Source organism: Pseudomonas sp. NCCP-436 (genome assembly GCF_019656335.1).
Taxonomy (GTDB): Bacteria; Pseudomonadota; Gammaproteobacteria; order Pseudomonadales; family Pseudomonadaceae; genus Aquipseudomonas.
This window is the reverse complement of the sequence record NZ_BPLZ01000011.1, coordinates 17,225-31,314: the sequence shown is the minus strand read 5'-3', so window position 1 is coordinate 31,314 and position 14,090 is coordinate 17,225. Positions and strand designations below refer to the sequence as shown.

At 58.7% G+C, this 14,090-nt stretch carries 10 protein-coding genes and 1 pseudogene; 7 read left to right on the top strand and 4 right to left on the bottom strand.

Annotated features, from left to right (window positions below; translation table 11 throughout):
- Positions 1 to 12: 12 nt before the first annotated feature.
- From nuoI to NCCP436_RS12350, 7 genes are all read left to right on the top strand, one after another.
- On the top strand, positions 13 to 561 hold the full coding sequence (nuoI, locus tag NCCP436_RS12380) for an NADH-quinone oxidoreductase subunit NuoI (RefSeq protein ID WP_220804307.1): 549 nt from the start codon (positions 13 to 15) through the stop codon (positions 559 to 561).
- A gap of 10 nt (positions 562 to 571) precedes the next feature.
- A complete protein-coding gene (nuoJ, locus tag NCCP436_RS12375) occupies positions 572 to 1,081 on the top strand; it encodes an NADH-quinone oxidoreductase subunit J (RefSeq protein ID WP_220804306.1) in 510 nt (169 codons plus the stop codon).
- On the top strand, positions 1,078 to 1,386 hold the full coding sequence (nuoK, locus tag NCCP436_RS12370) for an NADH-quinone oxidoreductase subunit NuoK (protein ID WP_220804305.1): 309 nt from the start codon (positions 1,078 to 1,080) through the stop codon (positions 1,384 to 1,386). The genes nuoJ and nuoK overlap by 4 nt, the downstream gene beginning before the upstream one ends.
- On the top strand, positions 1,383 to 3,233 hold the full coding sequence (gene nuoL, locus NCCP436_RS12365) for an NADH-quinone oxidoreductase subunit L (protein WP_220804304.1): 1,851 nt from the start codon (positions 1,383 to 1,385) through the stop codon (positions 3,231 to 3,233). The genes nuoK and nuoL overlap by 4 nt, the downstream gene beginning before the upstream one ends.
- A 15-nt stretch (positions 3,234 to 3,248) precedes the next feature.
- Positions 3,249 to 4,778 carry an NADH-quinone oxidoreductase subunit M gene (nuoM, locus tag NCCP436_RS12360; RefSeq protein WP_220804303.1) on the top strand — a complete coding sequence of 510 codons (1,530 nt, stop codon included), beginning with the start codon at positions 3,249 to 3,251 and terminating at the stop codon, positions 4,776 to 4,778.
- 19 nt (positions 4,779 to 4,797) lie between these two features.
- A complete protein-coding gene (gene nuoN / locus NCCP436_RS12355; RefSeq protein ID WP_220804302.1) occupies positions 4,798 to 6,267 on the top strand; it encodes an NADH-quinone oxidoreductase subunit NuoN in 1,470 nt (489 codons plus the stop codon).
- A gap of 343 nt (positions 6,268 to 6,610) precedes the next feature.
- Positions 6,611 to 7,618 carry a TRAP transporter substrate-binding protein gene (locus NCCP436_RS12350; RefSeq protein ID WP_220804301.1) on the top strand — a complete coding sequence of 336 codons (1,008 nt, stop codon included), beginning with the start codon at positions 6,611 to 6,613 and terminating at the stop codon, positions 7,616 to 7,618.
- 188 nt (positions 7,619 to 7,806) lie between these two features.
- Here the strand turns inward: NCCP436_RS12350 and NCCP436_RS12345 are convergent, their stop codons facing one another.
- The 4 genes and pseudogenes from NCCP436_RS12345 to clpX form a co-directional block, all read right to left on the bottom strand.
- Positions 7,807 to 9,657: a SurA N-terminal domain-containing protein gene (locus NCCP436_RS12345; protein ID WP_220804300.1), complete on the bottom strand. Its 1,851-nt coding sequence runs from the start codon at positions 9,655 to 9,657 to the stop codon at positions 7,807 to 7,809.
- Between the two features lie 192 nt (positions 9,658 to 9,849).
- Positions 9,850 to 10,149, bottom strand: a pseudogene (locus NCCP436_RS12340) (HU family DNA-binding protein); the annotation flags it as partial.
- A 108-nt stretch (positions 10,150 to 10,257) separates the two neighbouring features.
- Positions 10,258 to 12,654 carry an endopeptidase La gene (gene lon / locus NCCP436_RS12335; RefSeq protein WP_220804299.1) on the bottom strand — a complete coding sequence of 799 codons (2,397 nt, stop codon included), beginning with the start codon at positions 12,652 to 12,654 and terminating at the stop codon, positions 10,258 to 10,260.
- 150 nt (positions 12,655 to 12,804) lie between these two features.
- Positions 12,805 to 14,085: an ATP-dependent Clp protease ATP-binding subunit ClpX gene (gene clpX, locus NCCP436_RS12330; RefSeq protein WP_220804298.1), complete on the bottom strand. Its 1,281-nt coding sequence runs from the start codon at positions 14,083 to 14,085 to the stop codon at positions 12,805 to 12,807.
- Positions 14,086 to 14,090 lie beyond the last annotated feature (5 nt).

The following is a 14,090-nucleotide window of genomic DNA, read 5'->3' as shown; positions in this document are numbered from 1 at the left end:
GGAGAGACAACAATGTTCAAGTACATCTGGGACATCCTGGTTGGCACCGCCACCCAGCTGCGCAGCCTGGTCATGGTCTTCAGCCATGGCTTTCGCAAGCGCGACACTCTGCAGTATCCGGAAGAGCCGGTGTATCTGCCTCCGCGCTACCGTGGCCGCATCGTCCTGACCCGCGATCCTGACGGTGAGGAGCGCTGCGTAGCCTGCAACCTGTGCGCCGTGGCCTGTCCGGTAGGCTGCATCTCGCTACAGAAGGCAGAGACCGAGGACGGCCGCTGGTATCCGGAGTTCTTTCGCATCAACTTCTCGCGCTGCATCTTCTGCGGCCTGTGCGAGGAAGCCTGCCCGACCACCGCGATCCAGCTCACTCCGGACTTCGAGATGGGTGAGTACAAGCGCCAGGATCTGGTCTACGAGAAGGAAGATCTTCTTATCAGCGGCCCCGGCAAAAACCCGGATTACAACTTCTACCGCGTTGCGGGCATGGCCGTCGCCGGCAAGCCGAAGGGTGCCGCACAGAACGAGGCCGAACCAATCAACGTGAAGAGCCTGCTGCCGTAAGGAACCTGCCATGGAATTCGCCTTTTACTTCTGTGCCGGGATCGCGGTTGCCGCGACGCTAGGTGTGATTACTCACACCAACCCGGTACATGCCCTGCTCTACCTCATCGTCTCGCTGCTGGCGGTTTCGATGGTGTTCTTCAGCCTCGGCGCACCCTTTGCCGGCGCGCTGGAAATCATCGTCTACGCCGGTGCCATCATGGTGCTGTTCGTGTTCGTGGTGATGATGCTCAACCTCGGCCCGGCAGCCGTGGATCAGGAGCGCAAGTGGCTTTCTCCAGGCATCTGGATCGGCCCGGCCATCCTCAGCGCGCTGTTGCTGATCCAACTGCTCTACGCGCTGTTTGAGCAGCCCAGTAGCGCGGCCATTGGCCATACCGACGTGCAGGCCAAAGCCGTTGGCACCAGCCTGTTCGGCCCCTACCTACTTGCAGTGGAGCTGGCCGCCTTGCTGCTGCTCGCCGCACTGGTCGCAGCCTTCCATCTGGGCCGCCATGAAGCCAAGGAGCCAAGCCAATGACCGGTATCCCCATGGAGCACGGCCTGGCCCTGGCCGCCGCGCTGTTCAGCATCGGTCTGATCGGCCTGATGGTACGCCGCAACATCCTGTTCATACTGATGAGCCTGGAAGTGATGATGAACGCTGCCGCCCTTGCTTTTGTGGTGGCCGGTGCCCGTTGGGGTCAGCCGGACGGCCAGGTGATGTTCATCATGGTTATCACCCTGGCAGCCGCCGAGGCCAGCATCGGCCTGGCGATCCTGCTGCAGCTGTATCGCCGCTTCAACACCCTCGACATTGACGCTGCCAGCGAGATGCGCGGATGAACTTTCTAGCCCTGACTCTACTTTTCCCGCTGCTTGGCTGGCTGTTGCTGGCGTTCTCGCGCGGGCGTCTTTCGGAAAATACCAGCGCCGTCATCGGCGTCGGCTCAGTCGGCCTGGCCGCGCTCTGCGCTGGTTGGGTCACCCTGCAGTTCCTAGGCAATCCGCCAGCCAACGGCGTCTACAGCCTCACGCTGTGGCAGTGGATGAATGTCGAGGGTCTGACACCGAACTTCACCCTGTACCTGGATGGCCTCTCTGTGACCATGCTCGGCGTGGTGACCGGCGTAGGCTTCCTGATCCACCTGTTCGCCAGCTGGTACATGCGCGGAGAGGAAGGCTACTCGCGCTTTTTCGCCTACACCAACCTGTTCATCTTCAGCATGTTGCTGCTGGTGCTGGGTGACAACCTGCTGGTGCTGTTCTTTGGCTGGGAAGGCGTGGGCCTGTGCTCGTACCTGCTGATCGGCTTCTACTACAAGCACGTGCCCAACGGTAATGCGGCGCTCAAGGCCTTCATCGTCACCCGCGTGGGCGACGTGTTCCTGATGATCGGCATGTTCCTGCTGTTCCTTAATCTGGGCACGCTGAACATCCAGGAGCTGATGACTCTGGCACCACAGCGCTACGCTGCCGGTGACGCCTGGCTGTGGCTCGCCACCCTGATGCTGCTTGGTGGCGCCGTGGGCAAGTCCGCCCAACTGCCGCTGCAGACCTGGCTGGCAGACGCCATGGCCGGTCCGACTCCAGTGTCGGCGCTGATCCACGCGGCGACCATGGTCACCGCCGGTGTCTATCTGATCGCCCGCACCCATGGTCTGTTCCTGCTGGCCCCGGAGATTCTCGAGCTAGTCGGCATTGTCGGCGGTGTTACCCTGGTGCTGGCCGGGTTCGCCGCACTGGTACAGACCGATATCAAGCGCATCCTCGCCTACTCGACCATGAGCCAGATTGGCTACATGTTCCTGGCTCTGGGTGTCGGCGCCTGGGAAGCGGCGATCTTCCACCTGATGACCCACGCCTTCTTCAAGGCCCTGCTGTTCCTAGCGTCCGGCGCAGTAATCCACGCCTGCCACCACGAGCAGAACATCTTCAGGATGGGTGGACTATGGAAGAAACTGCCATTGGCCTATGCCAGCTTCATCGTCGGTGGCTCGGCCCTGGCCGCCCTGCCGCTGTTGACCGCCGGTTTCTACTCCAAGGACGAGATCCTCTGGGAAGCCCTGGCCAGCGGCCATAACGGGTTGCTCTACGCGGGTCTGGCCGGAGCCTTCCTGACTTCTATCTATACCTTCCGGCTGATCTTCATCGCCTTCCACGGCGAGCAGAAGACCGAGGCTCATGCCGGTCATGGCATCGCCCACAACCTGCCACTGGTGGTGCTGATCCTGCTGTCGACCTTCATCGGTGCCTGGATCACTCCCCCCCTGGCTGGCGTACTGCCGCAAAGTGTCGGCCATGCTGGCGGAGCAGACAAAATCAGCCTGGAAATCGCCTCCGGTGCCATCGCTCTGGCCGGCATCCTCCTGGCTGCTCTGCTTTTCCTCGGTAAGCGCCGCTTCGTAGCAGCCGTAGCGCAAAGCGCACCGGGCCGCGTCCTGTCGACCTGGTGGTTTGCTGCCTGGGGCTTCGACTGGCTCTATGACAAAGTCTTTGTGCAGCCCTACCTGCTGCTGTGTCGCCTGCTGGGCAGCGACCCGATCGACCGCAGCCTGCGCCTGCTGCCATTGCTTGCCCGCGGCGGAAATGCCCTGCTGGCCAGCAGCCAGACCGGTCAAATCCGCTGGTATGCCGCGTCCATCGCCGCAGGTGCAGTGTTGGTACTCGCCGTTATTCTCTTTCTGAGCTAAGGAACGCAGCCTGTCATGATTCTGCCCTGGCTAATTCTGATTCCCTTCATCGGCGGCCTGCTCTGCTGGCAGCTGGAACGCCTAAACTATACGGCCCCACGCTGGATCGCCCTGATCACCATGGGCCTGCTGCTGGGCCTCGGCCTGTGGCTGTGGCTCACTGGCGACTTCGCCCTGGCCCCTGCGCCTGGTACGGATCCACGCTGGGCCCACGAATTCACAGTGAACTGGATCCCCCGTCTCGGCATTACCATCCATCTGGCGATGGACGGCCTGTCGATCCTCATGGTGGTACTCACCGGCCTGCTTGGCGTTCTTTCGGTACTCTGCTCGTGGAAAGAGATCCAGCACCGCGTCGGTTTCTTCCACCTCAACCTGATGTGGATCCTCGGCGGCGTGGTCGGGGTATTCCTCGCCGTCGACCTGTTCCTGTTCTTCTTCTTCTGGGAAATGATGCTGGTGCCGATGTACTTCCTCATCGCGCTCTGGGGGCATAGTGGCAGCGACGGCAAGACCCGCATCACAGCCGCCACCAAGTTCTTCATCTTCACCCAGGCCAGCGGTCTGCTGATGCTACTGGCGATTCTGGGGCTGGTGTTCGTGCACTTCAGCCAGACCGGGGTGCTCAGCTTCAACTATGCCGATCTGCTCAAGACTGAGCTGGCAGCAGGCACCGAGTGGCTGCTGATGCTGGGCTTCTTCATCGCCTTCGCGGTGAAGTTCCCGGTGGTGCCGGTGCACTCCTGGCTGCCGGATGCACACGCCCAGGCACCGACCGCCGGTTCCGTGGATCTGGCCGGCATCCTGCTCAAGACTGCAGCCTACGGTCTGCTGCGCTTTGCCCTGCCACTGTTCCCCAACGCTTCGGCGGAGTTTGCTCCTATCGCCCAATGGCTGGGTGTATTTGCCATCGTCTATGGGGCTCTGCTGTCGTTCGCGCAGACCGACATCAAACGCCTGGTGGCCTACTCTAGCGTCTCACACATGGGTTTTGTCCTGATCGCCATCTACTCCGGCAGCCAGATCGCGCTGCAGGGTGCTGTGGTACAGATGATCGCCCACGGTCTGTCCGCTGCGGCACTGTTCATCCTTTGTGGCCAGCTCTATGAGCGCACCCATACTCGCAATATGCGAGAGATGGGTGGTATCTGGGCACGACTGCCCTGGCTACCGGCCATCAGCCTGTTCTTCGCCGCTGCCGCGCTGGGCCTGCCCGGCACCGGCAACTTTGTTGGCGAATTCCTGATTCTGCTCGGCAGCTTCCCGAGCGCGCCATGGGTCGTGGTACTGGCAGCCAGTGGTCTGGTGCTGGGCTCGGTCTATGCCCTGGCGATGATCCATCGGGCCTACTTCGGCCCACAACAGCAGGAAACGCCCCTTCCCGGGCTGAACCGACGCGAGCTGAGCATGGTACTGGGCCTCGGTGCACTGCTGATCCTGCTAGGCGTCTATCCGCAACCGGTGCTGGATACCTCCGCTGCAAGCATGCAAGGCGTGCAGCAGTGGTTTGCGGGCGCCCTCAATCAATTCGCTTCGGCCCGGTAGCCCTATGGAACATCAAGCTGTGGAATTCACGACTCAACACCTGATCGCCTTGCTGCCGCTGCTGGTCACCAGTGTGACCGTGCTGGTAGTGATGCTTGCGGTTGCCTGGAAACGCAACCATGCCCTGACCTTCGTACTCTCGGTCATCGGCCTCAACCTTGCCCTGCTGTCACTAATCCCCGCACTGGATGCCACCCCGCTGCAGGTCACCCCGTTGCTGCTGATCGACCATTTCGCTGGCTACTACATGGCGCTGGTACTGGCCGCGACGCTAGCCTGCATTACACTGATCCACGCCTATCTCGGTGCCGAGTCCGGTCACGGCTACCCCGGTAACCGCGAGGAAATGTACTTGCTGATCCTGCTCTCGGCAGCCGGCGGCCTGGTACTCGTCAGTGCACAGAATCTGGCCGGCCTGTTCATCGGTCTGGAGCTGCTCTCGGTCCCCAGCTACGGTCTGGTAGCCTACGCCTTCTTCAACAAGCGTTCGCTGGAGGCAGGCATCAAGTACATGGTGCTGTCCGCTGCCGGCAGCGCCTTCCTACTGTTCGGCATGGCCCTGCTCTACGCTGAATCCGGCAGCCTGGCCTTTACCGAGATCGGCACCAGCCTGGCTAACGGCAGCAGCCTGATTGTCGAGATCGGTATCGGCATGATGCTGATTGGCCTGGCGTTCAAGCTGTCGCTGGTGCCTTTCCATCTGTGGACTCCAGATGTCTACGAGGGCGCACCGGCGCCGGTAGCGGCTTTCCTTGCTACCGCCACCAAAGTAGCTGTGTTCGCTGTGCTGCTGCGCCTGTACCAGATGTCTCCAGCTACCGCCGGTGGCTGGTTGAATGATCTTCTCACCCTGATTGCGGTGGCCTCGATCCTGTTCGGCAACCTGCTGGCACTGCTACAGAACAACCTCAAGCGTCTGCTGGGCTATTCCTCCATCGCCCACTTCGGTTATCTCCTAGTGGCGCTGATCGCCAGCAAGGGCCTGGCGGTGGAAGCCATCGGTGTGTACCTGGCCACCTATGTGCTGACCAGTCTCGGTGCCTTCGGCGTAATAACCCTCATGTCCACGCCCTACAGTGGTCGTGATGCCGACGCTCTGTATGAATACCGCGGTCTGTTCTGGCGCCGCCCGTACCTGACTGCGGTACTCACGGTGATGATGCTGTCGCTGGCCGGCATTCCGCTGACCGCCGGCTTTATCGGCAAATTTTACGTGATCGCAGCCGGTGTCGAGGCGCAGCTGTGGTGGCTGCTCGGTGCGATGGTGCTGGGCAGCGCCATCGGCGTGTTCTATTACCTGCGGGTGATGGTCACCCTGTTCATGCGCGAACCCAACATGCATCACCACGATGCCCCCTTCGACTGGGGCCAGCGCGCTGGCGGCATCATGCTGCTGGTGGTCGCCCTGCTCGCCTTCATCCTCGGCGTCTACCCGCAACCGCTGCTGGATCTGGTGCAGCAAGCAGGCCTGGCAAGCGTTGCCCTCTGATCAATACGCTGCTGTTTTGCACAGCAGCGTATTTCCTTCGAGAAATCCGATGTCTGTCTGCATCGGATTTCCCCCCTCTCCCGCCCTCTTTCCTACACACAGCGACAATAGGCTGCCGGCAGTTTTTCGCCTAATGGCAACACATTAATGGCGAAAAATCGCCATTAATAACTACACAGCTGCCCAAGATCCTGAAGCCAACACTCCGCATATCGCAAGTCTGGTCTGGCACAGGCCTTGCGATGTTTTTCCGCTGGCTCGAATTCTGCCTAATCATTTGATTCATACCAGCTATAACAAAGGGGCCTCCGCCTCGAAAACCAACAAGAACACAGGTTGAACTATGCTCAATTCATTTCGCCGCCTGGCCTTCTATGCCCTGGCATTGGCCGCCTGCAACAGCGAGCTGACACTGGCCGACGAACCCATTCACATCAAGTTCTCTCACGTAGTGGCAGAAAACACACCCAAAGGCCAAGGCGCTCTGCTGTTCAAGTCGCTAGTAGAAGAACGCCTGGCCGGTAAGGTGCAGGTCGAGGTTTATCCAAACTCCAGCCTTTATGGCGATGCCGATGAACTGGAAGCCTTGCGCAACAACCAAGTACAACTGCTAGCGCCTTCCCTGGCCAAATTCGAGCAATACACCAAGCAGCTTCAGGTGTTTGATCTACCTTTTCTGTTCGACGATATCGGGGCAGTCAACCGCTTTCAGAAACGCGCCAAGGGACGCCAACTGCTGCGTTCGATGGAAGATCACAATATCGTCGGCCTGGCCTATTGGCACAACGGCATGAAACAGCTATCGGCCAACCGCACATTGATCTTGCCCAGCGACGCCAGCGGCTTGAACTTTCGCATTCAACCATCCGCAGTGCTGGAAGCTCAGTTCGCCAAACTAGGTGCCACGACCCAGAAGCTGCCGTTCTCCGAAACCTTCCGTGCACTGCAGAGCGGTCACGTGCAAGGTGCTGAAAACCCTTGGTCGAACATTCACAGTCAGAAGCTGCATGAAGTACAGCCCTACATCAGTGAAACCAATCACGGCGTGCTCGACTATATGCTGGTGAGCAACCCGCGCTTCTGGTACAGCATCCCGCACCAGATTCGAACCCAACTCGAAAGCATCATCGATGAAGTGACCTTTGCCGTTAACAAGCAAGCCGAGGCTGACAACCAGCGCGACCGCCAACGCATCATCGAATCCGGCCAGAGCAAGGTCATCAGCCTAACTCCAGAACAGCGCCAAGCCTGGAGAGAGGCCATGCGTCCTGTCTGGCAACAGTTCGAAGGGGTGATTGGTGAAGACATAATCAAGGCCGCCGAGATAGTCAATCGCAAGAAGCGCAGCTGAACTTAAGACGCGCCCCAGAGCTGCGAGCGGCATTGACGACTTATGACATGACCTGAATTTGCCCGTTGCCGAAGCAGCATGATCAAAATAGTCAATGCAGGGCAAGCAGGCACAAAAAAACCGATGCCGGCATGCGGCATCGGTTTCTTTCGGGATAGACCACTGACTATGGCACTACCCGTACGTCATCAGAAACGCTCGATGTCTGCGCTAGTCTCCAGCTGCTTGCGCAAAGCAGCAAAGTCCTGCTGGCCAACTCGCGAGGCGAGGAAATTGCGGTACATGGCAAGCTCCTCTTCATTCAGAGCCTCCTGAGGCTGGCTCACGCCATCAAGACGCAGCACCACATAATCACCATTGTTCAGGGTCACGCCGGCAAAGGTTGGCTCCCCAGCGCTGGCCGGTTTGGGCATGCGGAAGAGTGCTTGCAGAATCTGCGGCTCGACATTCTCCTGGCTGCGTGTTACGGCTTCATGCACCTGCCAGTCGCTTAACTCCTGCTCCTCACCCGCACGCAGTGCCACCAGAAATTTCTCGCCTTCGGCCTTGGCTGCCGCGCTGGCAAGCTCCTGCTGTAGATGACTACGGATGCTGTCGCTGACCTGCTCAAGTGGCAACTGCTCAGGCTTGAGGTGCTCCTTGACCCGCACTACGACCACGGTATTGGGATCCAGCTCGATGGTGGAGCTGTTGCGCCCCTCCTCCAGCAACTCTTCACTGAAAGCAGCTTGCAGTACCTGACGATTGGCGGTAATACCAGATGCCCCTCCCTCACGACCGACCGGCTCGCTTACCTTGACGGTCAAACCAAACTCCTGAGCTGGCTGAGCCAAATCAGAGGCCTCAAATGCGGCATCCTCAAGCTGTCGGGTAGCCTCAACAAAACGCAGCTCCACCTGTTGGGACTTGAATTCACGCTCCAGCTTATCCTTGAGACTGTCGAAACTCGGCACTTCCGGCGCCCGCACGTCAAGCAGCTTGATCAGGTGCCAACCGAACTCGCTCTTGACCGGTTCGGAAACCTGATCCGGCTTCAATGCATAGAGCGCTTCTTCGAAAGCTGGGTCATAGACACCACGCCCGGCATAACCCAGATCACCTCCATCAGCAGCAGAACCGGGATCCTGAGACAGCTCACGAGCCAGCTCGGCAAAATCCTCGCCGGCATCGATACGTGCCTTGATTTCCTCAATGCGGGTGCGTGCCTTGTCGTCATCGCCCTCAATCAGAATATGAGCAGCCTGACGCTGCTCGGCCAGGTTGGCAATTTCGCTCTCGTACAGAGGCTGCAGCTCTTCGTCAGTGACTTCTACCTGGTCGAAGAAGCTGCTCTTGCTAAGTTCAACGTATTCCAGCACGACCTGCTCAGGGCTGGTGAACTCGGCAGCGTGGCTAGCGTAATACTCTCCCACGTCGCTATCACTCAGCTCGATCGCGTCCGGGTTCGCCTTGATAACATGACTGGCAAAGTCGCGGGTCTGACGCTCGAGGTTGGCAAAGGCACGGGCCTGCTCTTCGGTGACAAAGCTGGTGGCGGCGATGCCGGCACGCAACTGGGCAATCAGCATCTCCTCTTCCAGCTTCTGGCGATATTGCAAACGGCTATAGCCATACTGGCGAAGCAACTGGTCGAAGCGCTCGGTATTGAAACGGCCGTCGACCTGAAACTCGGGAGTTTGCAGCAATACTTGATCCACCGCTGCCTGCGAGAAGACGAAGTTAGCATCGCTGGCAGCCTGCAGAACCAGCTTCCGGTCGATCAATCCCCTGAGGGCTGCATCTCGCAGCAGATTGTCGTCAAGCAGAGAGGTATCGAAATCACGGCCGAACTGTTGAATCAACTGACGCCGCTGCATCTCGACAGCCAGGTTCAGCTCGTCGAGGGTGATCACCTCTCCGTTCACTTCAGCCGCATTGTTGCGGTTACTGGTACCGGTAACGATAGCCTCGAAGCCGGTGAAGGCCATCAAGATGACGATGAGGCCGATAATGACTTTGGAAATCCAACCGCGTGAATTGTCCCTGATGTTTTGCAGCATGCTTCCCCCAGAACGACCGTACAGACAAACAGCCGCGCAGTGTGGGTAATGTCCAGATAGAAGAAAGGCGCATCCGGGGATGCGCCTTCTCGTAACGTGTCAAGCGATCAGTGCGGATAAGTCGAGCCTACCTGCCCTGCCTCATGACGGTCGCCAGTACCTGCCTGACGACGAGGCAAATCCGGAAGACGCTTAGTTGACGGCGTCCTTCAGAGCCTTGCCAGCTTTAAAGCCCGGGATCTTGGCGGCAGCAATGCTGATCGGCTTACCGGTCTGCGGATTGCGTCCAGTACGCGCAGCACGCTCTTTTACAGCGAAAGTGCCGAAACCAACCAGTACGACGGAGTCACCGGCCTTCAGAGCGCCAGTGACGGATTCAATTACTGCATCCAGCGCGCGGCCAGCAACAGCTTTCGGGATATCAGCAGATGCAGCAATGGCATCGATCAGTTCCGACTTGTTCACTCTAAGTCCCCTTAATTTCTGTTGAGTTTGTTTCTGTTTTTTAGTGTAAGCAAAGCGGGTGCTGGATGGCCTGCCGACACGATAAGAGCCGCTTTATAACAAGGGCCCAAAAAAAGTGTCAAGGAAGCCCCCCGGCTAATGCGTGCTGATTCGCTCCTTGGAATCAGTCTCGCGTTTGTCATCCGTTGCAACCATCTCGGGAGCCGCATCAGGCAAGGGCTCCGGGGCGTATTGCAGCGCAATTTGCAGGACCTCGTCAATCCATTTGACCGGTTTAATCTGCAGGTCCTGCTTAATATTCGCCGGGATTTCCTTCAGATCGCGAACGTTCTCTTCAGGAATGATAACGGTCTTGATTCCGCCACGATGAGCTGCCAGAAGTTTTTCCTTCAGGCCGCCAATGGCCAGTACCTGACCACGTAGCGTGATTTCTCCAGTCATGGCCACCTCGGCACGCACCGGAATCTGAGTCAGCGCCGAAACCAGCGCCGTACACAGGCCGATACCCGCACTGGGGCCATCCTTTGGGGTAGCACCTTCGGGCATATGGATGTGAACGTCACGCTTTTCGTGGAAATCTGCAGCGATTCCCAGACTCTTTGCACGGCTGCGCACCACCGTCAGGGCTGCCGTCATTGACTCCGCCATCACATCACCAAGGGAGCCAGTCTTGATCAGATTGCCCTTGCCCGGGACTACCACCGTCTCAATGGTAAGCAGCTCACCCCCCACCTGCGTCCAGGCCAGTCCGGTTACCTGACCGATCTGATCCTGTTGCTCGGCCAACCCATACCGGTACTTGCGTACACCGAGGAAGCGCTCCAGCGACTCGGCCGTAACTCGAACCTGGAAGCGTTTCTCGGCAGTATGCTCCCGTATGACCTTGCGACACACCTTGGCGATCTGCCGCTCCAGGCTGCGCACGCCCGCCTCCCGGGTGTAGTAGCGGATAATGTCGCGGATAGCCGCTTCGTCGAACTCCAGCTCATCCTTCTTCAGGCCGTTAGCCTTGGTCTGTTTGGGCACCAGATAGCGCGTGGCAATATTGACCTTCTCGTCCTCGGTATAACCGGGCAGGCGGATCACCTCCATGCGATCTAACAACGGCCCGGGAATGTTCATCGAGTTGGCCGTGCAGAGGAACATCACGTCCGACAGGTCGTAATCCACCTCCAGATAGTGATCATTGAAATTGTGGTTCTGCTCAGGATCGAGAACTTCCAACAGCGCGGAGGCCGGATCGCCGCGCATGTCCTGCCCCATTTTGTCGATCTCATCGAGCAGGAACAGGGGATTACGCACACCCACCTTGGTCATCTTCTGGATCAGACGGCCAGGCATAGAACCGATATAGGTACGCCGGTGGCCACGAATTTCAGCCTCGTCACGCACACCACCCAAGGCCATGCGCACAAACTTGCGGTTAGTTGCCGTGGCGATGGACTCCGCCAGTGAGGTCTTGCCCACGCCAGGCGGGCCGACAAGGCACAGTACCGGCCCCTTGAGCTTCTTCACCCGTTTCTGTACAGCAAGGTACTCGAGAATGCGCTCTTTGACCTCTTCCAGACCGTAGTGGTCGGCATCGAGAATACTCTCAGCACGCGCCAGATCCAGACGCACTTTACTTTCGGCCTTCCAGGGCACATTCACCAGCCAGTCAATATAGGAACGCACCACAGTGGCTTCAGCAGACATCGGAGACATCTGCTTGAGCTTATTCAACTCGGCGTTGGCCTTGGCTAGCGCCTCACTGGACATGCCCGCGCTATCGATTTTCTTGCGCAGCTCATCAAGCTCGCTGTGCCCCTCATCGATGTCGCCCAGCTCCTTTTGGATGGCTTTCATCTGCTCGTTGAGGTAGTACTCACGCTGACTGCGCTCCATCTGCTTCTTGACCCGCCCGCGGATGCGCTTCTCCACCTGCAGCAAGTCAATCTCAGCATCCAGCAACGCCAGCACATGCTCGACACGCGCCGACAACTCGGTGACCTCGAGAATTTCCTGCTTCTGCTCAATCTTCAACGCCATGTGTGCGGCCATGGTGTCTACCAGACGACCCGGTTCATCGATGCTGTTGAGAGAGGAAAGCACCTCGGCCGGCACCTTCTTGCCCAACTGTACATACTGCTCGAACTGGCTGAGCAGACTGCGAATGAAGACCTCAGACTCGCGTTCGGCGACATCCCCCTCCTCGATCAACTGAACCTGAGCACGGCAGTGGTCCTCAAGCTTGACGAAGCGCTCGATCGAGCCACGCTGCTCACCCTCGACCAACACCTTGACAGTGCCATCGGGCAGCTTGAGCAGTTGTAGAACAGTGGCGACGGTACCTACACGATAAAGATCCTGATCATCCGGATCATCGACCGCAGGGTTCTTCTGGGCCACCAGAAGAATCTGCTTATCCCCTGTCATCGCGGCCTCCAGGGCCTCGATGGATTTTTCACGCCCGACGAAAAGCGGAATGACCATGTGCGGATAGACCACGACATCACGCAATGGTAAGAGAGGCAGTTCGATGGTTGTCTTCATGATTTCGGCTCAGCGGCGGCCATGTGGCCGTAAACAGGCGGGATTACCCTTCACCCTAAGATGGGGGTAGCCTCTGTAAAAAACAAGCATAATGTCCTGAAATGCGAAAGGGGCCTGACGGCCCCTCGCTTGCATCACGCAACGGCGCGGCTATGCCTCCGGCGCAGCCTTGGCCTGCGGCTCGCTGCTCTCGTAGATCAGCAGCGGCTGGGAGGTACCTTCGATGACGCTTTCATCGATCACGACCTTGCTTACGTTCTCCTGAGAGGGAATCTCGTACATGGTATCGAGCAACACCCCTTCCAGAATCGAACGCAGGCCACGCGCTCCGGTCTTACGTTCCAGCGCCTTCTGCGCAACAGACTTGAGCGCGTCCGGACGGAACTCCAGATCCACACCTTCCATCTCGAAGAGCTTGGCATACTGCTTGGTCAGCGCGTTTTTAGGCTCTGTGAGAATCTGCACCAGCGCAGCCTCGTCCAGCTCCTCCAGGGTCGCGATCACCGGCAGACGACCGACGAACTCCGGGATCAGACCGAACTTGACCAGATCGTCCGGCTCGACCTCACGCAGCGATTCACCGATTTTCTTACCCTCTTCCTTGCTACGAACTTCCGCACCAAAGCCGATGCCCCCCCTGGTGGAACGGGCCTGAATAACCTTTTCCAAACCAGCGAAAGCGCCGCCGCAGATAAACAGAATGCTGCGCGTATCGACCTGCAGAAACTCCTGCTGCGGGTGCTTGCGGCCGCCCTGTGGCGGCACCGAGGCCACAGTACCCTCGATAAGCTTTAGCAGTGCCTGCTGCACGCCCTCACCCGATACGTCGCGGGTGATCGATGGGTTGTCTGACTTGCGCGAAATCTTGTCGATCTCGTCAATATAGACGATGCCCATCTGAGCCTTCTCGACATCGTAGTCGCACTTCTGCAGCAACTTCTGGATGATATTCTCGACATCCTCGCCCACATAACCAGCCTCGGTCAGCGTGGTAGCGTCAGCAATGGTAAAGGGCACATTGAGCAGGCGAGCCAAGGTCTCGGCCAGCAGAGTCTTGCCGGAGCCGGTTGGGCCGATCAGCAGGATGTTGCTCTTACCCAGCTCGACATCGTCTTTCTTGTCACGCTGACTCAGGCGCTTGTAGTGGTTGTAGACAGCCACCGACAACACCTTCTTCGCCCGTTCCTGGCCAATCACGTACTGATCGAGGATGGCACTGATTTCCTTGGGGGCTGGCAGTTTGTGCGCGCTGCTCTCAGCCTGGGCTTCCTGCACCTCCTCACGGATGATGTCGTTGCACAGGTCGACGCATTCGTCGCAGATGAATACGGAAGGACCGGCGATCAACTTGCGCACTTCGTGCTGGCTTTTGCCACAGAAGGAGCAATAGAGCAGCTTGCCGTTATCCTCGCCGTTACGGGTATCAGTCATTCGAT

Coding starts and splice junctions, on each gene's coding strand:
- NCCP436_RS12345 (WP_220804300.1), bottom strand. CDS start 9,657: ATGCTGCAAAACATCAGGGACAATTCACGCGGTTGGATTTCCAAAGTC.
- clpX (WP_220804298.1), bottom strand. CDS start 14,085: ATGACTGATACCCGTAACGGCGAGGATAACGGCAAGCTGCTCTATTGC.
- nuoL (WP_220804304.1), top strand. CDS start 1,383: ATGAACTTTCTAGCCCTGACTCTACTTTTCCCGCTGCTTGGCTGGCTG.
- nuoJ (WP_220804306.1), top strand. CDS start 572: ATGGAATTCGCCTTTTACTTCTGTGCCGGGATCGCGGTTGCCGCGACG.
- nuoK (WP_220804305.1), top strand. CDS start 1,078: ATGACCGGTATCCCCATGGAGCACGGCCTGGCCCTGGCCGCCGCGCTG.
- nuoI (WP_220804307.1), top strand. CDS start 13: ATGTTCAAGTACATCTGGGACATCCTGGTTGGCACCGCCACCCAGCTG.
- NCCP436_RS12350 (WP_220804301.1), top strand. CDS start 6,611: ATGCTCAATTCATTTCGCCGCCTGGCCTTCTATGCCCTGGCATTGGCC.
- lon (WP_220804299.1), bottom strand. CDS start 12,654: ATGAAGACAACCATCGAACTGCCTCTCTTACCATTGCGTGATGTCGTG.
- nuoM (WP_220804303.1), top strand. CDS start 3,249: ATGATTCTGCCCTGGCTAATTCTGATTCCCTTCATCGGCGGCCTGCTC.